A 21,748-nucleotide genomic window follows, 5' to 3' on the forward strand; every position below is an offset into this window, starting at 1 on the left:
TCAGAGATTAATATTCGTCCCGCTCGTCGTCTTCATCCGGCTGTTCCATCACGCTGTACGCCACCGCGCAGAACAACGAGTTGAGACGCTTCATATCCCCCAGCAGCCCCAGGTGCAGCGAACTGGTTTCGATACTCTGCACGTTCTGCTGGTGCAGACGCTCGACGTGGGCGTGCGAGTAGCGGCGGTTCAGAATACGGAAACGATGCTTGTTGCGGCGCAGGCGGCGCGCGCTCGGCACGTCGCTGGAGAAGAAGACCGACATCGCCAGCTTGAGGTTGCTGACCAGCTGTTCGTGCAGCGCTTCCAGCTCCTTCAGGCCTTCACCTGAAAACGCACGGCGCGCGGCAAGGGATTTGTCGGCGATCTCGCTGCCCATGCGCTCAACGATATCCGAGGCCTGCTCAAGGTTAAGCGACATCTCAATGATTTCCGCCCAGCGGCGCGACTCCTCTTCCGCCAGCTCGTCCTGCGGCATACGCGCCAGATAAAGCTTGATGGCGGTATAGAGCACGTTGATGTCGTCCGCTAACCTGCGCAGCTCTTTCTCTTCGCGCGGCTCGCCGTGCATCACCTTTTGCAGGCCTTCGAGCATGGTTTCCATTGCGTCGCCCATGCGCAGCGTCTCACGCGCGGCATTCGCCAGCGCCAGCGCCGGGGTATCCAGCGCGGACGTATCCAGGTGCTTCGGTTTCAGGCGCGCATCCAGCTCAGGTTCGTCCTGAATGAGTCGTTCGCAGAAGCGAGCCATCGGCCCAGCGAACGGCACCATCGCCAGGCAGCGCACCAGGTTGTAGAACACGTGGAAATAGATCACCAGCTCCGCCTTCGGCAGCGGAAGGTTGTCCATCAGGTTCGCCAGCGGGTGGATAAAGGGCAGGATAATCAGGCTGCCCACCAGCTTAAACAGCAGGCTGCCGAGGGCCACGCGGCGGGCGGCAGCATTCGCCGCGCTGTTATTGAGCATCGCCAGCAGGCCCGAGCCGAGGTTAGCCCCGATCACCAGACACAGCGCCACCGGGAAGGAGATCGCCCCTGCGGCGGTAAGCGTGGCCGTCAGCAGAACCGCCGCCAGGCTGGAGTAGCTGACGATGGCAAACACCGCGCCAATGAGCGCGTCCAGCATGATGTCCCCGGTCAGGGAGGCGAAGATGACCTGAACACCGTTGGCCTCGGTGATAGGCGTGACCGCCTGCACAATCAGCTCCAGCGCCAGCAGGATCAGCCCCAGGCCAATCCCTACGCGCCCGAGCTGTCCGGCGCGCGTCTGTTTGCGGCCGAGGAAGAAGATGACGCCGAGAAAAATCAGCAGCGGCGACAGCCAGGAGAGATCGAAGGTCAGAACACGCGCCATCAGTGCGGTACCTACATCCGCTCCCAGCACAATCACCAACGCCGGGGCCAGCGCGACCAGATCCTGCGCCACAAAAGAGGTGACAAGCAGGGTTGTGGCGTTACTGCTTTGCACCAGTGCAGTAACGCCAATGCCCGCACAGAAGGCGAGCGGCTTCTTCTCAACGCTGCTGCTGAGAACGGTACGTAAGCGCGCGCCAAATACGCGCATCACGCCGGTACGGACGATATGGGTGCCCCATACGAGCAGTGCGACTGCAGAGAGCAGGTGTAACAACGTCAACACGGAAGGTGTTCCTCCTTATCGTTATCTGTTTTCCTGAGGTTTAGCGCGTTGGCCCGGCAAGCGCAGCGCCACCGGGCAAAAGATAAGAACCTTCTTCCAGTATAAGGGTTTAAACGTAAGAAAGAGACAGGGCGCCCAATGAGCGCCCTGTTTGTTGTAAGGAAAAGTGATTTTAGTCGGCGTCGTAGCCGAGATTAGGGGCCAGCCAGCGCTCCACTTCAGACACGCTCATCCCCTTGCGCAGGGCGTAATCTTCGATCTGATCCCGCTGCAGCTGCGCCACCGCAAAGTACTTGCTGTCCGGATGGCTGAAGTACCAGCCTGAGACGGACGCGCCCGGCCACATGGCGAACGACTCGGTGAGCTTCATGCCGGTATGGGTTTCCACGTCCAGCAGTTTCCAGATGGTGCCTTTTTCGGTGTGTTCCGGACAGGCCGGATAGCCCGGCGCCGGGCGAATGCCCTGGTAGTTTTCGCGGATCAGATCCTCATTGCTGAGGTTTTCGTTCGCCGCGTAGCCCCAGTGCACCTTACGCACGCGCTCGTGGAGGTACTCAGCGAAGGCTTCTGCCAGGCGGTCGGCAATCGCTTTCACCATGATTTTATTGTAATCATCGTGCTGCGCTTCGAACGCGTCCGCCAGCGCATCTTCTTCCAGACCGCCGGTTACCGCAAAGGCGCCGATATAGTCGGCTTTACCACTCAGCTTCGGCGCGACGAAATCGGCCAGGCAGTAGTTGGCAAAGCCCACTTTCTCCGTCTGCTGGCGCAGATGGCGGCTGACCGCCAGCACGTGGGTGCGGGTTTCATCACGATAAATTTCGATGTCGTCGCCCACGCGGTTCGCTGGGAACAGGCCCACCACGCCGCGCGGGTTGAGGGTTTTCTCTGCGCTCAGCGCGTCGAGCATGTCGTTGGCATCTTTAAACAGGCGCTTCGCCTCCTCGCCTACCACCTCATCCTCCAGGATGCGCGGATATTTTCCCGCCAGCGACCAGGTCATAAAGAACGGCGTCCAGTCGATGTAGTTGCGCAGCGTTTCGATGCTGGCCGTTACGTCCTGCACGCCCAGACGGTGTGCGACCGGCGGCGTGTAGGTGGACCAGTCAAAGGCCAGATCGTTGTCGCGCGCCGCCTGAAGCGAAACAGGCGGGGTGCGCGGCTTCTTACGGCCGTGCTGGATGCGAACGGTTTCGTACTCTTTACGGGTGCGCGCCACAAAATCGTCGCGCTGGGTGTCGGAGAGCAGCGCGGAGACCACGCCCACCGTGCGCGAGGCGTTCTGCACGTAGACCGTCGGGCCGCTGTAGTTCTGCTCGATTTTCACCGCCGTGTGCGCTTTCGAGGTGGTCGCCCCGCCAATCAATAACGGGATGGTGAAGCCCTGTCGCTCCATCTCTTTTGCCACGTTGACCATTTCGTCGAGCGACGGCGTAATCAGCCCCGAGAGGCCAATCAGGTCGGCGTTCACCTCGCGCGCGGTCTTGAGGATTTTGTCCGCCGGGACCATCACGCCGAGGTCGATAATTTCGTAGTTATTGCACTGCAGCACCACGCCAACGATGTTCTTGCCGATGTCGTGCACGTCGCCCTTCACGGTGGCGATAACCATCTTGCCGTTGCTGGAGCCTTTCTCTTTGCTGGCTTCGATGTAGGGCTCAAGATACGCCACCGCCTGCTTCATCACGCGGGCGGATTTCACCACCTGCGGCAGGAACATCTTGCCTTCGCCGAACAGATCGCCGACCACGTTCATGCCGTCCATCAGCGGGCCTTCAATCACCTCAATCGGGCGGGCTGCCTGCTGGCGCGCTTCTTCGGTATCGAGCTCGATAAATTCGGTAATGCCTTTGACCAGCGAGTATTCCAGACGCTTTTTCACGTCCCAGGAACGCCACTCGGCCTGCTGAACGTTTGCCGCCTCATCCGATTTGCTGCCGCGGTATTTTTCCGCCATGTCCAGCATGCGCTCGGTGGCGTCGTCGCGGCGGTTAAGGATCACGTCCTCGACGGCATCGCGCAGCTCGGCAGGGAGGTCGTCATAAATCGCCAGCTGACCGGCGTTAACGATCCCCATGTCCATGCCGTTGCGGATGGCGTAGTAGAGGAACACGGCGTGGATCGCTTCACGCACCGGGTCGTTACCGCGGAACGAGAACGACACGTTCGACACGCCGCCGGAGATCAGCGCATGCGGCAGCTCGCGCTTGATGTCTTCACACGCCCCGATAAAGTCCTGGGCGTAGTTGTTGTGCTCTTCAATCCCGGTCGCGACGGCGAAGATATTCGGATCGAAGATGATGTCTTCCGGCGGGAAGCCCACCTCTTCGGTTAAAATTTTGTACGCGCGGCGGCATATCTCAATTTTGCGCTCGCGGGTATCCGCCTGGCCCACTTCGTCAAAAGCCATTACCACCACGGCAGCACCGTAGCGGCGGACCATCTTCGCGTGGTGGATAAAGATATCGACCCCCTCCTTCATCGAGATGGAGTTGACGATGCCTTTACCCTGAATGCACTTCAGCCCTTTTTCGATAACTTCCCACTTGGAGGAGTCGATCATGATCGGCACGCGGGCGATGTCCGGCTCCCCGGCGATCAGGTTGAGGAAACGCACCATTGCCGCTTCGGCGTCGAGCATCCCCTCGTCCATGTTGATATCAATAATCTGCGCGCCGCTTTCCACCTGCTGGCGGGCGACGTCCAGCGCTTCGTTGTATTTCTCTTCTTTGATCAGACGCTTGAACTTTGCCGAACCGGTGACGTTGGTACGCTCACCCACGTTCACAAACAGGCTGTCGTCGCCGATGGTCAACGGCTCGAGGCCGGAAAGGCGACAGGCAACCGGCAGCTCGGGCAGCTTGCGCGGCGGCAGCCCGGCCACGGCGTTGCTCATGGCCGCGATGTGCTCCGGCGTGGTGCCGCAGCAGCCGCCGACGATGTTCAGGAAGCCGGACTCGGCCCACTCGCGGATTTGCGCCGCCATGGTGTCGGCATCGAGATCGTATTCGCCAAACGCGTTCGGCAGACCGGCGTTCGGGTGGGCGGTGACGTAGCATTCCGCGATACGGGAAAGCTCCTGCACGTACTGGCGCAGTTCGTCCGGCCCCAGCGCGCAGTTGAGGCCAAAGGAGAGCGCTTCGGCGTGGCGCAGGGAGTTATAAAACGCTTCGGTTGTCTGGCCGGACAGGGTGCGGCCAGAGGCGTCGGTGATGGTGCCGGAAATCATGATCGGCAGGTCAACGCCGAGCGCCTCAAACTCCTCTTTCACCGCGTAAATCGCGGCTTTGGCGTTGAGGGTGTCGAACACCGTCTCAATCAGAATCAGATCGGAACCGCCTTCCACCAGCGCTTTGGTCGACTCGCGGTAGGCGGCCACCAGCTGGTCAAAGGTGATATTACGAAACGCCGGGTCGTTGACGTCCGGTGAAATCGACGCGGTGCGGTTCGTCGGGCCAAGCACCCCGGCAACGTAGCGAGGTTTGTCCGGCGTGCGGGCCGTCCACTCGTCGGCACAGGCGCGCGCCAGCTTCGCGGCTTCAAAGTTGATTTCCGCCGAAAGGGATTCCATCTGGTAATCCGCCATGGCGATGGTTGTCGAGTTGAAGGTGTTGGTTTCAACGATATCCGCACCCGCTTCGAAGTAGGCGTTGTGGATATCCTTAATAACGGACGGCTTGCTGAGCACCAGCAGGTCGTTGTTCCCTTTCAGGTCGCAGGGCCAGTCGGCAAAGCGCTCGCCGCGGAAATCCTCTTCACTCAGACGATAGCCCTGGATCATGGTGCCCATGCCGCCGTCCAGCACCAGAATTCGTTCATTTAACTGCGCACGCAGTTGCTCTACTTTGCTGCTCACACTTGCTCCCGACAACGCTCAACAAGGCCAAAAGGCTGGGTTCCATACTGGCACAATCTCGCAGGGTGGAAAAGGCGCACAGCGGTAACATGAGACATGTTCACCATCACTCCTCCGATCAGTCATGAAAGCGGTTGCAAAATCACCAAATAAAACGAAAATGATTTCCACGATACAGAAAAAGGAGTTCGTCATGGTCACGACCGTTCCCGCCAAACGCGGCAGAAAGCCTGCTGCCACCACCGCCGCACAACCCGGCGGACAGGTTCAATCGCTCACGCGCGGTTTGAAGCTGCTGGAGTGGATAGCCGAGTCGCACGGCAGCGTGGCCCTGACCGAGCTGGCCCAGCAGGCTGGTCTGCCGAACTCCACCACCCACCGCCTGCTGACCACCATGCAACAGCTGGGCTTTGTTCGCCAGGTCGGCGAGCTGGGGCACTGGGCGGTGGGCGCGCATGCGTTTATCGTTGGCAGCAGCTTCCTGCAGAGCCGCAACCTGCTGGCAATTGTGCACCCGATTCTGCGCAAGCTGATGGAAGATTCCGGCGAGACGGTAAACCTGGCGGTGCTGGACCAGAGCGACCATCAGGCGATTATCATCGACCAGGTGCAGTGTACGCAGCTGATGCGCATGTCCGCACCGATTGGCGGCAAGCTGCCGATGCACGCGTCCGGGGCGGGGAAAGCGTTTCTCTCGCAGCTGAGCGAGGAGCAGGTGACGGGGCTGTTACACCGTAAAGGGTTGCACGCCTATACCCACGCCACGCTGGTGTCGCCGGTGCATCTGAAAGAAGATCTGGCCCTGACCCGCAAGCGCGGCTATTCGTTTGATGATGAAGAACATGCCCTGGGCCTGCGCTGCCTCGCGGCCTGCATTTTTGACGAGCACCGCGAGCCGTTTGCCGCCATCTCCATCTCCGGTCCGATTTCGCGCATGACCGACGACCGCGTGACCGAACTGGGTGCACTGGTGATTAAGGCGGCGAAAGAGGTGACGCTGGCGTACGGTGGGATTCGTTAAGATCGCTTTGCCGGGTGGCGGCTTCGCCTTACCCGGCCTACATGATGTCCTCTGAAAACCTGATGCTAAACCTCTGCCTGCGGCGGTAGGCGTACACATCTTCGACATGCCCATTTTTGATCCGCGTTTGCAGTCCGCGCCAGTAGCTGGCACGGAACAGATCTTCATGCATCTCTTCGAATAGCGGCCCGATGCGCGGGTCGGCGCACAGCCAGTGGCGAAACTCCTCAGGAAACACATCGCCCGGCGAGACGCTGTACCACGGCTCACCGGAGAGCTCATCTTCCGGGTAGCGGGGCTGTGGTATATCGCGGAAGTTCACCTCGGTCATGTAGCAAATTTCGTCGTAATCGTAGAACACCACCCGCCCGTGACGGGTGACGCCGAAGTTTTTAAACAGCATATCGCCCGGGAAAATATTGGCGGCGGCCAGCTGGCGAATCGCGTTGCCGTATTCTTCAATGGCATCCCGCAGCGCCTGACCTTCGGACTGCTCAAGCCAGATATTCAGCGGCACCATGCGGCGCTCAATGTAGAGATGGCTAATCACGATTTTGTCACCCAGATCGGTGATTTTCGCGGGCGCTTCCTGCATCAACAGCACCAAGAGCGCCGGGTCGATCTGCTGTTTATCCAGCACAAAGTTTTCGAATTCCTGAGTATCCGCCATGCGCCCGACGCGATCGTGCTCTTTGACCAGCTGATAGCAGGCGCGAACGTGCGCGGCGGTCATCTCTTTCTGCGGCGCGAATCTGTCTTTAATCACCTTAAAGACCCGGTCAAAGCCCGGAAGCGTAAAGACCAGCATCACCATGCCGCGAATGCCAGGCGCTTCGATGAACTGTTCATCAGCGGTGGTGACATAGCGCAGGTACTCCCGGTAGCTTTCCGTTTTGGCGTGCTTCTGGCAGCCAATCGCCATATACAGCTCGGCGGTGGTTTTGCCCGGCAGGATCTCGCGCAGCCACTCCACCAGCGCGGCAGGCAGCGGGGCGTACACCATGAAATAAGAGCGGGCGAAGCCAAACACGATGCTGGCCTCGGCGCCGGTGGTCAGGCAGGTATCGACAAACAGTTCCCCGTCGTCGGTACGGTGAATGGGCAGCAGAAACGGCACAATGGCGGTTGGCGTAACCAGTTTGCCCACCAGCCAGGCGGCTTTATTGCGGTAGAAAAGCTCGTTGGCAACCTGCAAATGACTGTGGCTGAGCACCTCCGCGCCGAAGGTTTCGTTGAGATGCGCGTGGATATAGCCGATATCCCGGGTTTTATTCTCCCAGGGCAGGCGCAGCGGTAAATCCGTTAGCACGCGGTGCAGGAGCTTTTCCCATCCGCGATCGGGAAAGAAATCTTTCGCCAGCGGACGTGGAATGGTGCGAAAGCGTCGCTCGGGCTGGGAGCTGAAGATAAATAACCGCTCAGGAGATAATGAGCGGTGGTCAAATAACCGGCAATAGACGGAGTTGAAAAAGCTCTCCGCAATTTCGAAGCGCGGGTAGTCGGGTAACAAATGGGTGTAGTGCTCTTTCACGCGCAGTAAAAATTCCGCATCCGGGCTTTTACCGTCGGTAATACAGCGCAGCTGCTCCACCACCAGACCCACGTGGTGATCATAGAGATGGATACGCTGCTTCATGGCCTGCTGAACCGCATGCCAGTCTGCATGTTCAAAGCGCTGCTGCGCGCCGGATGTCACTTCAAGAAAACGACCATACTGGGCATCGAAGCCCTGCAAAATAGTTTGGGCAATCAGTAATTCCAGGCCACGCGACATATATTCCCCTTACCCAGCCCCCTCCCCAGAGGGGAGAGGGGGAAAAGATTAGAACTGTGCTTCTTCCGTTGAACCCGTTAAGGCGGTGACGGAGGAGGCGCCGCCCTGAATAATGGTCGTCACGTTATCGAAATAGCCGGTTCCCACCTCCTGCTGGTGAGACACGAAGGTGTAGCCGTCTTTGCCCGCCGCAAATTCTGGCTGCTGCACCTTCTCAACATAGTGCTTCATGCCCTCACCCTGCGCGTAGGCGTGCGCCAGGTCGAACATGTTGAACCACATGCTGTGGATGCCTGCCAGGGTAATGAACTGGTATTTGTAGCCCATGTCGGACAGCTGCTGCTGGAAGCTGGCGATGGTTTTGTCATCCAGCTTTTTCTGCCAGTTAAAGGACGGCGAGCAGTTGTAGGCCAGCAGCTTGCCCGGGTATTTCGCGTGGATGGCGTCGGCAAAGCGTTTTGCCAGCGCCAGATCCGGCGTGGAGGTTTCACACCAGACCAGGTCCGCGTAAGGCGCGTACGCCAGGCCGCGGCTGATCGCCTGTTCAATGCCGGCATGGGTGCGGTAGAAGCCTTCGCTGGTACGCTCGCCGGTGATGAATTCGCTGTCGTACGGGTCGCAGTCAGAGGTGATCAGGTCAGCCGCGTCCGCATCGGTACGGGCAATCACCAGCGTCGGCACGCCGAGCACGTCAGCAGCCAGACGCGCGGCAACCAGCTTCTGAATCGCTTCCTGGGTTGGGACAAGGACTTTGCCGCCCATGTGTCCGCATTTCTTCACTGACGCCAGCTGGTCTTCGAAGTGAACGGCCGCTGCACCGGCCTCAATCATCGATTTCATCAGCTCAAAGGCGTTCAGCACGCCGCCGAAGCCCGCTTCCGCATCCGCGACGATCGGCAGGAAGTAGTCAGTAAAGCGCGGATCGTTAGGTTCGATACCGGCGGCCCACTGGATCTGATCCGCACGGCGGAAGGTGTTGTTGATCCGATCCACCACCGACGGCACGGAGTTAGCCGGATAAAGCGACTGATCCGGATACATGCTGGAGGCCAGGTTGGCGTCCGCAGCGACCTGCCAGCCGGAGAGGTAGATCGCCTCAATACCGGCCTTCGCCTGCTGCAGCGCCTGACCGCCGGTCAGCGCGCCGAGGCTGTTGATGTAGCCCTTTTTAGAGCCACCGTGCAGCAGCTTCCACATTTTCGCCGCGCCATTTTGCGCCAGCGTGCATTCCGGATTGACCGAGCCGCGTAATTTCACCACTTCCTCCGCGCTGTAAGGACGGCGGATGCCTTCCCAGCGAGGTTGTGTCCACTCTTTCTTTAACTCTTCGATTTGTTGGGTACGGGTTTTCATGTGCAGATGCTCCATATTGTTATGTGGTGAGTTACGCCAGGAAGCGGTAGCCCGGCAGGGTCAGGAAGTCGATTAAGTCATCTGATGTGGTGATTTGTTCCATCAGGCGCGCAGCGTCGTCAAAACGCCCGCTGCTGAAGCGGTGTTCGCCCAGCTCGTCCTGGATCACCCGCATCTCTTCGGCCAGCATCTGGCGGAACAGAGATTTGGTCACGGGCTTGCCGTTGCTGAGCGTTTTTTGATGGTGGATCCACTGCCAGATGGAGGTACGTGAGATCTCCGCCGTCGCGGCATCTTCCATCAGGCCGTAGATCGGCACGCAGCCGTTACCGGAGATCCACGCTTCGATGTACTGGACCGCGACGCGGATATTGGCACGCATGCCCTCTTCCGTCCGCTCGCCCGCACACGGAGCCAGCAGCTGTTCTTCAGCCGTTGGAGCATCGTCTTCGCGCGTGACAAACAGCTGGTTTTTATTGTCACCGAGTACACGGTTGAAGACCTCCATCGCCGTATCGGCCAGGCCGGGGTGGGCAATCCACGTGCCGTCGTGACCGTTACGGGCTTCAAGCTCTTTGTCGGCCTTCACCTTGTTGAGCACCTGATTGTTGCGCTCTGCGTCTTTGCTCGGGATAAATGCCGCCATGCCGCCCATCGCAAAGGCGCCGCGCTTGTGGCAGGTTTTGATCAGCAGACGCGAGTAGGCGCTCAGGAACGGTTTATCCATGGTCACGACCTGGCGATCCGGCAGCACGCGATCGGGATAGTTTTTCAGGGTTTTGATGTAGCTGAAAATATAGTCCCAGCGTCCGCAGTTCAGGCCGACAATGTGGTCGCGCAGGGCGTGCAGAATTTCATTCATCTGGAACACGGCAGGCAGCGTTTCAATCAGCAGCGTGGCCTTGATGGTGCCGCGCGGCAGGTTGAAACGATCTTCCGCATAGCTGAACACCTCGCTCCACCAGGCCGCTTCCTGCCAGGCCTGCGTTTTTGGCAGATAGAAATAGGGACCGCTGCCTTTTGCCAGCAGGTTCTTGTAGTTGTGGAAGAAATAGAGTGCGAAATCAAACAGGCTGCCCGGAATGGCTTCCCCACGCCAGGTGACATGTTTTTCAGGCAGGTGCAGGCCGCGTACGCGACAGATCAGCACCGCCGGGTTCGGTTTAAGCTGGTAAATTTTACCGGCTTCGTTGGTATAGCTGATGGTGCCGTTCACGGCGTCGCGCAGGTTGATCTGCCCGTCGATAACTTTGTTCCAGTCTGGTGCCAGTGAGTCTTCAAAATCGGCCATAAAGACTTTAACGTTGGCGTTCATGGCGTTGATCACCATTTTGCGCTCTACCGGACCGGTGATCTCAACGCGACGATCCTGTAAATCTTCAGGGATGCCGCGGATTTTCCACTCGCCACGTCGAATGGAAGCAGTTTCCGAAATGAAGCCAGGCAACTTGCCATCGTCAATTTCCTGCTGCTGATGCATGCGTGCCGCCAGCAGCTTATTACGCTGCGGCGTAAAGCGGGTCACCAGTTCAGTCAGAAACTCTACCGCTTCCGCCGTCAAAACTTGCTGTTCTTGCTCGCCGTACGGCTTGGTAAAGGCCAGTTCATCGACCGTCGTTGCCTGTTGAGTCATTACTCTGCTCCTCATCAAAGATCCAAAATCACGCCCCCGATGCGAACGAAAGATCGTTGGGTAGTTTTCGCTCAGCAGAATTAAGACTATCTATATTTTTTCCAAAATCAAAAACAATTTCCATTTTAATTATTAATTGCAGTTAATTAATTGATTTTACTGAGATTAAAGTTTTATCGAACGGTGAATGACATTTCGGAAATGAAAAAGGCACCCGAAGGTGCCTGATTTGAATAGCTGAAACGCTTTAGGATCGTTTAGTGCAGAAGATTACTCCAGCGTCGGATTCATGTGACGCAGATCGTATGGCGTTATCTGATAGACGTAATAGTTGAGCCAGTTGGTAAAAAGCAAATTCCCGTGACTGCGCCAGGTTGCTCTCGGTTTGTTTTGCGGGTCGTCTTTCGGGAAATAGTTGTACGGTACATCCGGATTAAGACCCGCTTCGACATCACGGAAATACTCTGACGCAAGGGTATGCGGATCGTATTCAGGATGCCCGGTCACGAATGCAATGCGTTTATCCTTGCTGGCAAACAGATAAGCATCTCCATCTTCCGTTTCGGCCAGGATCTCCAGATCGGTGTAATCACGAATCAGCTGGGCCGGGAAATCGGCGTAGCGAGAATGCGGGGCCAGAAAAGAGTCATCGAAACCACGCGTCAGCAACGCATGTGGATGAAGAATGTGGTGTTCGTATACGCCGGAGAGCTTTTCAGTGCGGGTTTGCTTGGGGATGCCATAAAGAATATTCAGTGCGGCTTGTACAGCCCAACAGACAAACAATGTCGACGTGACGTGATCTTTTGCCCACTCCAGCACCTGTTTGATCTGCGGCCAGTAGGCGACATCGTTAAATTCAACCAGACCGAGCGGCGCGCCGGTCACAATCAGTCCGTCGAAGTTTTCACCCTGAATGTCCTCGAAGTTACAGTAGAAGTTGTTCAGGTGCTCAGAAGGCGTATTACGTGACTCACGGGCATCGATTCGCAGCAGCTGAATATCGACCTGCAGCGGGGAGTTCGACAGAAGACGCAGGAACTGGTTTTCTGTTTCGATCTTTTTTGGCATCAGATTGAGAATAAGCACCTTCAGCGGGCGAATTTCCTGACCTGTCGCACGCGAAGCCGTCATGACGAAGACGTTTTCTTCACGCAAGAAATTGACGGCTGGTAGCTCGTCCTGCACCCGAATCGGCATAGCTTATTATCCTCACAGCATACGTATAAACGTTTAGACATCCAGATAGCTAACGATACCCAGAAATGGTTTGAATGTCGAGCCTGCAAGAGGAAGGTGAGAAAGTTTCAAGGAGGGGGAAAAACAAAAGCAAAAAACCCCGCACCTTACGGTACGGGGTTCTTCTAATTGATGCCTGGCAGTTCCCTACTCTCACATGGGGAGACCCCACACTACCATCGGCGCTACGGCGTTTCACTTCTGAGTTCGGCATGGGGTCAGGTGGGACCACCGCGCTAAAGCCGCCAGGCAAATTCTGTTAAATCTGTATCAGGCTGAAATTGATTGTCTGTCTCTCGTCGCCGAAACAGCTTCGGCGTTGTAAGGTTAAGCCTCACGGTTCATTAGTATCGGTTAGCTCAACGCATCGCTGCGCTTACACACCCGACCTATCAACGTCGTAGTCTTCAACGTTCCTTCAGGACTCTCAAGGAGTCAGGGAGAACTCATCTCGGGGCAAGTTTCGTGCTTAGATGCTTTCAGCACTTATCTTTTCCGCATTTAGCTACCGGGCAATGCCATTGGCATGACAACCCGAACACCAGTGATGCGTCCACTCCGGTCCTCTCGTACTAGGAGCAGCCCCCCTCAATTCTCCAGCGCCCACGGCAGATAGGGACCGAACTGTCTCACGACGTTCTAAACCCAGCTCGCGTACCACTTTAAATGGCGAACAGCCATACCCTTGGGACCTACTTCAGCCCCAGGATGTGATGAGCCGACATCGAGGTGCCAAACACCGCCGTCGATATGAACTCTTGGGCGGTATCAGCCTGTTATCCCCGGAGTACCTTTTATCCGTTGAGCGATGGCCCTTCCATTCAGAACCACCGGATCACTATGACCTGCTTTCGCACCTGCTCGAGCCGTCACTCTCGCAGTCAAGCTAGCTTATGCCATTGCACTAACCTCCTGATGTCCGACCAGGATTAGCTAACCTTCGTGCTCCTCCGTTACTCTTTGGGAGGAGACCGCCCCAGTCAAACTACCCACCAGACACTGTCCGCAACCCGGATTACGGGTCTACGTTAGAACACCAGCCATTAAAGGGTGGTATTTCAAGGTCGGCTCCACGCAGACTGGCGTCCACGCTTCAAAGCCTCCCACCTATCCTACACATCAAGGACCAGTGTTCAGTGTCAAGCTATAGTAAAGGTTCACGGGGTCTTTCCGTCTTGCCGCGGGTACACTGCATCTTCACAGCGAGTTCAATTTCACTGAGTCTCGGGTGGAGACAGCCTGGCCATCATTACGCCATTCGTGCAGGTCGGAACTTACCCGACAAGGAATTTCGCTACCTTAGGACCGTTATAGTTACGGCCGCCGTTTACCGGGGCTTCGATCAAGAGCTTCGCGTTGCCGCTAACCCCATCAATTAACCTTCCGGCACCGGGCAGGCGTCACACCGTATACGTCCACTTTCGTGTTTGCACAGTGCTGTGTTTTTAATAAACAGTTGCAGCCAGCTGGTATCTTCGACTGATTTCAGCTCCACCCGCAGGGGCTTCACCTACATATCAGCGTGCCTTCTCCCGAAGTTACGGCACCATTTTGCCTAGTTCCTTCACCCGAGTTCTCTCAAGCGCCTTGGTATTCTCTACCTGACCACCTGTGTCGGTTTGGGGTACGATTTCGTGTTACCTGATGCTTAGAGGCTTTTCCTGGAAGCAGGGCATTTGTTACTTCAGCACCGTAGTGCCTCGTCATCACACCTCAGCGTTAAAAGAGTTCCGGATTTACCTAAAACTCCCGCCTACATGCTTAAACCGGGACAACCGTCGCCCGGCTAACATAGCCTTCTCCGTCCCCCCTTCGCAGTAACACCAAGTACAGGAATATTAACCTGTTTCCCATCGACTACGCCTTTCGGCCTCGCCTTAGGGGTCGACTCACCCTGCCCCGATTAACGTTGGACAGGAACCCTTGGTCTTCCGGCGTGCGGGCTTTTCACCCGCATTATCGTTACTTATGTCAGCATTCGCACTTCTGATACCTCCAGCACCCCTCACAGGACACCTTCAACGGCTTACAGAACGCTCCCCTACCCAACAACGCATAAGCGTCGCTGCCGCAGCTTCGGTGCATGGTTTAGCCCCGTTACATCTTCCGCGCAGGCCGACTCGACCAGTGAGCTATTACGCTTTCTTTAAATGATGGCTGCTTCTAAGCCAACATCCTGGCTGTCTGTGCCTTCCCACATCGTTTCCCACTTAACCATGACTTTGGGACCTTAGCTGGCGGTCTGGGTTGTTTCCCTCTTCACGACGGACGTTAGCACCCGCCGTGTGTCTCCCGTGATAACATTCTTCGGTATTCGTAGTTTGCATCGGGTTGGTAAGCCGGGATGGCCCCCTAGCCGAAACAGTGCTCTACCCCCGAAGATGAGTTCACGAGGCGCTACCTAAATAGCTTTCGGGGAGAACCAGCTATCTCCCGGTTTGATTGGCCTTTCACCCCCAGCCACAAGTCATCCGCTAATTTTTCAACATTAGTCGGTTCGGTCCTCCAGTTAGTGTTACCCAACCTTCAACCTGCCCATGGCTAGATCACCGGGTTTCGGGTCTATACCCTGCAACTTAACGCCCAGTTAAGACTCGGTTTCCCTTCGGCTCCCCTATACGGTTAACCTTGCTACAGAATATAAGTCGCTGACCCATTATACAAAAGGTACGCAGTCACACCACGAAGGTGCTCCCACTGCTTGTACGTACACGGTTTCAGGTTCTTTTTCACTCCCCTCGCCGGGGTTCTTTTCGCCTTTCCCTCACGGTACTGGTTCACTATCGGTCAGTCAGGAGTATTTAGCCTTGGAGGATGGTCCCCCCATATTCAGACAGGATACCACGTGTCCCGCCCTACTCTTCGAGTTCACAGCCTGTGTGCTTTCGTGTACGGGACTATCACCCTGTACTGTGCGACTTTCCAGACGCTTCCACTAACACACAAGCTGATTCAGACTCTGGGCTGCTCCCCGTTCGCTCGCCGCTACTGGGGGAATCTCGGTTGATTTCTTTTCCTCGGGGTACTTAGATGTTTCAGTTCCCCCGGTTCGCCTCGTTAACCTATGTATTCAGTTAACGATAGTGTGACGAATCACACTGGGTTTCCCCATTCGGACATCGCCGGGTCAAAGGTTCATATCACCTCGCCGGCGCTTTTCGCAGATTAGCACGTCCTTCATCGCCTCTGACTGCCAGGGCATCCACCGTGTACGCTTAGTCGCTTAACCTCACAACCCGAAGATGTTTCTTTCGATTCATCATCAAATTGCGAAAATTTGAGAGACTCGAACACACATAACATGTGTGTCGTTTCAATTTTCAGCTTGATCCAGATTTTTAAAGAGCAAAACTTCTTAATGCACTCAAAAGTACATTCAGAAGTTCATCATTCATCAGACAATCTGTGTGAGCACTACAAAGGCAGGTTCTTTAAGGTAAGGAGGTGATCCAACCGCAGGTTCCCCTACGGTTACCTTGTTACGACTTCACCCCAGTCATGAATCACAAAGTGGTAAGCGCCCTCCCGAAGGTTAAGCTACCTACTTCTTTTGCAACCCACTCCCATGGTGTGACGGGCGGTGTGTACAAGGCCCGGGAACGTATTCACCGTAGCATTCTGATCTACGATTACTAGCGATTCCGACTTCATGGAGTCGAGTTGCAGACTCCAATCCGGACTACGACGCACTTTATGAGGTCCGCTTGCTCTCGCGAGGTCGCTTCTCTTTGTATGCGCCATTGTAGCACGTGTGTAGCCCTACTCGTAAGGGCCATGATGACTTGACGTCATCCCCACCTTCCTCCAGTTTATCACTGGCAGTCTCCTTTGAGTTCCCGGCCGGACCGCTGGCAACAAAGGATAAGGGTTGCGCTCGTTGCGGGACTTAACCCAACATTTCACAACACGAGCTGACGACAGCCATGCAGCACCTGTCTCAGAGTTCCCGAAGGCACCAATCCATCTCTGGAAAGTTCTCTGGATGTCAAGAGTAGGTAAGGTTCTTCGCGTTGCATCGAATTAAACCACATGCTCCACCGCTTGTGCGGGCCCCCGTCAATTCATTTGAGTTTTAACCTTGCGGCCGTACTCCCCAGGCGGTCGACTTAACGCGTTAGCTCCGGAAGCCACTCCTCAAGGGAACAACCTCCAAGTCGACATCGTTTACGGCGTGGACTACCAGGGTATCTAATCCTGTTTGCTCCCCACGCTTTCGCACCTGAGCGTCAGTCTTTGTCCAGGGGGCCGCCTTCGCCACCGGTATTCCTCCAGATCTCTACGCATTTCACCGCTACACCTGGAATTCTACCCCCCTCTACAAGACTCTAGCCTGCCAGTTTCGAATGCAGTTCCCAGGTTGAGCCCGGGGATTTCACATCCGACTTGACAGACCGCCTGCGTGCGCTTTACGCCCAGTAATTCCGATTAACGCTTGCACCCTCCGTATTACCGCGGCTGCTGGCACGGAGTTAGCCGGTGCTTCTTCTGCGGGTAACGTCAATCGACAAGGTTATTAACCTTATCGCCTTCCTCCCCGCTGAAAGTACTTTACAACCCGAAGGCCTTCTTCATACACGCGGCATGGCTGCATCAGGCTTGCGCCCATTGTGCAATATTCCCCACTGCTGCCTCCCGTAGGAGTCTGGACCGTGTCTCAGTTCCAGTGTGGCTGGTCATCCTCTCAGACCAGCTAGGGATCGTCGCCTAGGTGAGCCGTTACCCCACCTACTAGCTAATCCCATCTGGGCACATCTGATGGCAAGAGGCCCGAAGGTCCCCCTCTTTGGTCTTGCGACGTTATGCGGTATTAGCTACCGTTTCCAGTAGTTATCCCCCTCCATCAGGCAGTTTCCCAGACATTACTCACCCGTCCGCCGCTCGTCACCCAGGAGCAAGCTCCCTGTGCTACCGCTCGACTTGCATGTGTTAGGCCTGCCGCCAGCGTTCAATCTGAGCCATGATCAAACTCTTCAATTTAAGTTTGATGCTCGTGAATTAAACTTCGTAATGAATTACGTATGTTCACTCAGAGACTTGGTATTCATTTTTCGTCTTGCGACGTTAAGAATCCATGTCACTTTGAGTGCCCACACAGATTGTCTGATAAATTGTTAAAGAGCAGTTGCAACGCGGCTTTCGCTCACCGTTGCGAGGTGGCGTATATTACGCTTTCCTCTTTCAGAGTCAACCCGTTATTTCAGGATTTTTTCTCTTCAACCGACCGGGTTGTTTGTGAAGTGATTCACATGTTCCGTGTCGATGGAGGCGCATTATAGGGAGTTCTCAGCGGGCCGCAACCGCTAAATGACAGAAAAATGACTGACTGCTGCATTCCACAGCAAAACCCCGCCTTATACCTTTTTACACACAGACTTATCCACAATGATACGAAAAAGTGAAAATGTGCGAGCGTTGCGCAAACGTTTTCGTTAAAATGCTCGCGCTTAACAAGGATGCCCCGTCAGGTGTGTTAGATGAGTTTTTCGCAGGAAAATTCATCTAACGCTCTCTGTAATCGTGAAATCCAGGGGATTTACCATGCAACAACGTCGTCCAGTCCGCCGCGCTCTGCTCAGTGTTTCTGATAAAGCCGGTATCGTCGAATTCGCTCAGGCACTTTCCGCACGCGGTGTGGAGCTGCTTTCTACAGGCGGTACCGCTCGCCTGTTAGCAGATAAAGGTCTGCCGGTAACCGAAGTGTCCGATTACACCGGTTTCCCGGAAATGATGGATGGACGCGTCAAAACCCTGCACCCGAAAGTGCACGGCGGTATCCTTGGCCGTCGCGGTCAGGACGATGGCATTATGGAACAGCATGACATCGCGCCAATCGACATGGTGGTTGTTAACCTTTACCCGTTTGCCCAGACCGTTGCCCGCGAAGGCTGCTCTCTGGAAGATGCCGTAGAGAATATTGATATCGGCGGCCCGACCATGGTGCGCTCCGCGGCCAAGAACCATAAAGATGTGGCCATCGTCGTAAAGAGCAGCGATTACGAAACCATTATTAATGAGATGGATGCCAACGAAGGGTCACTGACGCTTGCAACGCGTTTCGACCTCGCCATCAAAGCGTTCGAACACACCGCCGCGTACGACAGCATGATCGCTAACTACTTCGGTAGCCTGGTACCGGCTTACCACGGTGAAAGCAAAGATCCTTCTGGCCGCTTCCCGCGCACCCTGAACCTGAACTTCATTAAGAAGCAGGATATGCGTTACGGCGAGAACAGCCACCAGCAGGCTGCCTTCTATATAGAAGAAGAGGTAAAAGAAGCCTCTGTTGCGACAGCCCAGCAGGTTCAGGGCAAAGCACTCTCCTATAACAACATTGCTGACACCGACGCCGCGCTGGAATGCGTGAAAGAGTTCAGCGAGCCGGCCTGCGTTATCGTCAAGCATGCGAACCCATGCGGCGTTGCCGTGAGCACCTCTATTCTGGATGCCTACGATCGCGCCTACAAAACCGACCCGACCTCTGCATTCGGCGGCATTATCGCCTTCAACCGCGAGCTGGATGCTGAAACGGCTCAGGCAATCATCTCCCGCCAGTTTGTTGAAGTGATCATCGCGCCATCCGCATCCGAAGAGGCGCTAAAAATCACCGCTGCAAAACAGAACGTGCGCGTGCTGGTATGCGGCCAGTGGGCAGAACGCGTGCCGGCCCTGGACTTCAAGCGCGTGAACGGCGGTCTGCTGGTTCAGGACCGCGATCTGGGTATGGTGACAGAAGCCGACCTGCGCGTGGTGACCAAACGTCAGCCGAGCGAACAGGAACTGCGTGACGCACTGTTCTGCTGGAAGGTTGCGAAGTTCGTCAAATCCAACGCCATCGTCTATGCGAAAGAGAACATGACCATCGGGATAGGTGCGGGCCAGATGAGCCGCGTCTACTCCGCAAAAATCGCGGGTATTAAAGCAGGCGATGAAGGTCTGGAAGTCAAAGGCTCCGCCATGGCTTCTGACGCCTTCTTCCCGTTCCGTGACGGTATCGACGCGGCAGCCGCTGTAGGGATCACCTGCGTGATCCAGCCTGGCGGCTCAATCCGCGACGACGAAGTGATTGCCGCCGCCGACGAACACGGCATTGCGATGATCTTCACCGACATGCGCCACTTCCGCCATTAATTCCCGGAGCTGAAAATGAAAGTATTAGTAATTGGTAACGGCGGACGCGAGCACGCTCTGGCGTGGAAAGCGGCGCAGTCTCCGCTGGTGAAAACGGTCTTCGTGGCGCCGGGCAACGCCGGTACCGCACTGGAGCCGACTCTACAGAACGTCGCCATTGGCGTAACCGATATCCCGGCGCTGCTGAGCTTTGCCCAGAGCGAGAAAATCGACCTGACCATCGTCGGCCCGGAAGCGCCGCTGGTGATTGGCGTCGTCGATGCCTTCCGCGCGGCGGGCCTGACAATCTTCGGCCCAACACAAGGTGCCGCGCAGCTGGAAGGCTCCAAAGCCTTCACCAAAGATTTCCTCGCGCGTCATAACATCCCGACGGCGGAATATCAGAACTTCACCGAAGTAGAGCCAGCCCTGGCCTATTTACGTGAAAAAGGTGCGCCGATTGTTATCAAGGCCGACGGTCTGGCAGCAGGTAAAGGCGTGATCGTGGCGATGACTCTCGAAGAAGCCGAAGCCGCAGTTCAGGATATGCTGGCGGGCAACGCCTTTGGCGATGCGGGCCACCGCATCGTGATCGAAGAGTTCCTCGACGGCGAAGAGGCCAGCTTTATCGTGATGGTCGACGGCGAGCATGTTCTGCCGATGGCCACCAGCCAGGACCACAAGCGCGTGGGTAATGGTGATTCCGGCCCGAATACCGGCGGGATGGGCGCCTACTCCCCTGCTCCGGTAGTGACTGACGAAGTACACCAGCGCACCATGGATCGCGTCATCTGGCCTACCGTGAAAGGGATGGCGGCGGAAGGTAACACCTACACCGGTTTCCTTTACGCAGGTCTGATGATCGACAAGCAGGGTAACCCTAAGGTTATCGAATTCAACTGCCGCTTTGGCGATCCGGAAACGCAGCCCATCATGCTGCGCATGAAATCCGACCTGGTGGATCTGTGCCTGGCGGCCTGCGAAGGCAAGCTCGACGAGAAAACCTCGGAGTGGGACGAGCGCGCGTCTCTGGGCGTGGTGATTGCTGCGGGTGGTTACCCGGGCAACTACAACACCGGGGATGAGATCCACGGTCTGCCGCTGGAACAGATTGACGGTGCGAAGGTATTCCACGCCGGTACGAAGCTGGCTGAAGACGATCGCGTTCTCACCAACGGCGGACGCGTGCTGTGTGCGACCGCACTGGGTCATACCGTGGCAGAAGCGCAGAAACGCGCCTATGCGCTGATGGCGGATATTCACTGGAACGGTAGCTTTAGCCGTCAGGATATCGGCTATCGCGCGATTGCGCGTGAGCAGGACGAGTAATTTCACACCCTCACCCTAACCCTCTCACAAAAGGAGAGGGGATCGTTCGTAGGCCGGATAAGCGTTAGCGCCATCCGGCTTAATCCACAGAATTCAGAAACTCTTTTCCGTCGGCTGCCAGGTGCAGAAGTCTTCATTCGCCACCAGCAGCAGCTGAGAGCCTTCCGGCGCTTCCAGCCACGCCACACTCACCTCCATTGATGAATGACGCTGACGGCGTTGAATGTGTTCGGTTGCCCAGGATTCAAGCTCAGGCTTGACCGTCTGCCCTTCGCAGGTGGTCACCGTCCCATCGGCATGCCAGCGCCCCTGGCGCAGCACGACGCGGCCCAGACGAAGCGCATCGCTGGTCTGGCGGATTTGTTCGGCACGATAACGGTAGAGGGCGATTTGATCGCTGGAAAGCTGCTGTTTTTGACCGCTGACTTCGCGCTGCATAAAGCTCAGCTCGCCATGGTCGTCAAAACGCACTTTCACGTGTTCGGGGGTCTTGCTGTAGACGTTCAGCTCAATCAGCGACAGGTCATCTCCCTGCCAGCGATATTCCGCAGTCGACGTATTGCCGTTATGCCACGGGCTGAAGGCAGAAAGCAGATGCACTTCGCCGCCGGAATCCTTGCGCCAGATCCTGACCGCGCCCTGGTTGTCCGCGTAACCGCTGGCGGTAAACGGCGGCAGGGAAGTGTCGTGGCTGCAGGATGACAGCAGCAGCATGCCTGCCAGCACGAGCGTTCCACGCCAGAAAGACAAAAGGGGCGTTACCGCCCCTTCGCTAAAACTGTTCACTGCCACGCGTC

Annotated in this window: 10 protein-coding genes and 3 rRNA genes; 3 read left to right on the forward strand and 10 right to left on the reverse strand. The window is 56.5% G+C overall.

Annotation, left to right across the window (positions count from 1 at the left end; genetic code table 11):
* Positions 1 to 7: 7 nt before the first annotated feature.
* Positions 8 to 1,639, reverse strand: coding sequence for a Na/Pi cotransporter family protein (locus V4835_RS22300; protein ID WP_063145329.1), 1,632 nt, complete (start codon positions 1,637 to 1,639; stop codon positions 8 to 10).
* A gap of 172 nt (positions 1,640 to 1,811) precedes the next feature.
* Complete coding sequence (gene metH / locus V4835_RS22305) at positions 1,812 to 5,495, reverse strand: methionine synthase (RefSeq protein ID WP_331413768.1); 3,684 nt, start codon at positions 5,493 to 5,495, stop codon at positions 1,812 to 1,814.
* 193 nt (positions 5,496 to 5,688) lie between these two features.
* Between metH and iclR the strand changes: the two genes are divergently transcribed.
* Positions 5,689 to 6,516 carry a glyoxylate bypass operon transcriptional repressor IclR gene (gene iclR / locus V4835_RS22310; RefSeq protein WP_074147348.1) on the forward strand — a complete coding sequence of 276 codons (828 nt, stop codon included), beginning with the start codon at positions 5,689 to 5,691 and terminating at the stop codon, positions 6,514 to 6,516.
* 37 nt (positions 6,517 to 6,553) lie between these two features.
* On the opposite strand, the gene aceK is transcribed toward iclR, so the two are convergent.
* From aceK to V4835_RS22345, 7 genes are all read right to left on the reverse strand, one after another.
* Entirely contained in the window at positions 6,554 to 8,290 is a 1,737-nt protein-coding gene (gene aceK / locus V4835_RS22315; RefSeq protein WP_331413769.1) for a bifunctional isocitrate dehydrogenase kinase/phosphatase, read from the reverse strand.
* 48 nt (positions 8,291 to 8,338) lie between these two features.
* Positions 8,339 to 9,643 (reverse strand): isocitrate lyase, encoded by a 1,305-nt coding sequence (gene aceA / locus V4835_RS22320; RefSeq protein WP_331413770.1) that lies wholly within the window; start codon positions 9,641 to 9,643, stop codon positions 8,339 to 8,341.
* A 31-nt stretch (positions 9,644 to 9,674) separates the two neighbouring features.
* The gene (gene aceB / locus V4835_RS22325) at positions 9,675 to 11,276 is read right to left on the reverse strand and encodes a malate synthase A (protein WP_331413772.1); all 1,602 of its coding nucleotides are present in this window, start codon (positions 11,274 to 11,276) and stop codon (positions 9,675 to 9,677) included.
* A gap of 270 nt (positions 11,277 to 11,546) precedes the next feature.
* Positions 11,547 to 12,476 (reverse strand): homoserine O-acetyltransferase MetA, encoded by a 930-nt coding sequence (gene metA, locus V4835_RS22330; protein WP_151413575.1) that lies wholly within the window; start codon positions 12,474 to 12,476, stop codon positions 11,547 to 11,549.
* A 173-nt stretch (positions 12,477 to 12,649) separates the two neighbouring features.
* A 5S ribosomal RNA gene (gene rrf / locus V4835_RS22335) occupies positions 12,650 to 12,765 on the reverse strand.
* Positions 12,766 to 12,838: 73 nt separating this feature from the next.
* Positions 12,839 to 15,744, reverse strand: a 23S ribosomal RNA gene (locus tag V4835_RS22340).
* A gap of 208 nt (positions 15,745 to 15,952) precedes the next feature.
* Positions 15,953 to 17,492 (reverse strand): 16S ribosomal RNA (locus V4835_RS22345).
* Together the 16S, 23S and 5S rRNA genes form the textbook arrangement of a ribosomal RNA operon.
* 561 nt (positions 17,493 to 18,053) lie before the next feature.
* Between V4835_RS22345 and purH the strand changes: the two genes are divergently transcribed.
* Positions 18,054 to 19,643 carry a bifunctional phosphoribosylaminoimidazolecarboxamide formyltransferase/IMP cyclohydrolase gene (gene purH, locus V4835_RS22350; protein WP_331413774.1) on the forward strand — a complete coding sequence of 530 codons (1,590 nt, stop codon included), beginning with the start codon at positions 18,054 to 18,056 and terminating at the stop codon, positions 19,641 to 19,643.
* A gap of 15 nt (positions 19,644 to 19,658) precedes the next feature.
* A complete protein-coding gene (gene purD, locus V4835_RS22355) occupies positions 19,659 to 20,951 on the forward strand; it encodes a phosphoribosylamine--glycine ligase (RefSeq protein ID WP_331413776.1) in 1,293 nt (430 codons plus the stop codon).
* Between the two features lie 93 nt (positions 20,952 to 21,044).
* On the opposite strand, the gene V4835_RS22360 is transcribed toward purD, so the two are convergent.
* Positions 21,045 to 21,737 (reverse strand): DUF1481 domain-containing protein, encoded by a 693-nt coding sequence (locus V4835_RS22360; RefSeq protein WP_331414158.1) that lies wholly within the window; start codon positions 21,735 to 21,737, stop codon positions 21,045 to 21,047.
* Positions 21,738 to 21,748: the final 11 nt, after the last annotated feature.

Source organism: Enterobacter cloacae complex sp. CARB60 (genome assembly GCF_036487345.1).
Taxonomy (GTDB): Bacteria; Pseudomonadota; Gammaproteobacteria; order Enterobacterales; family Enterobacteriaceae; genus Enterobacter; species Enterobacter asburiae_D.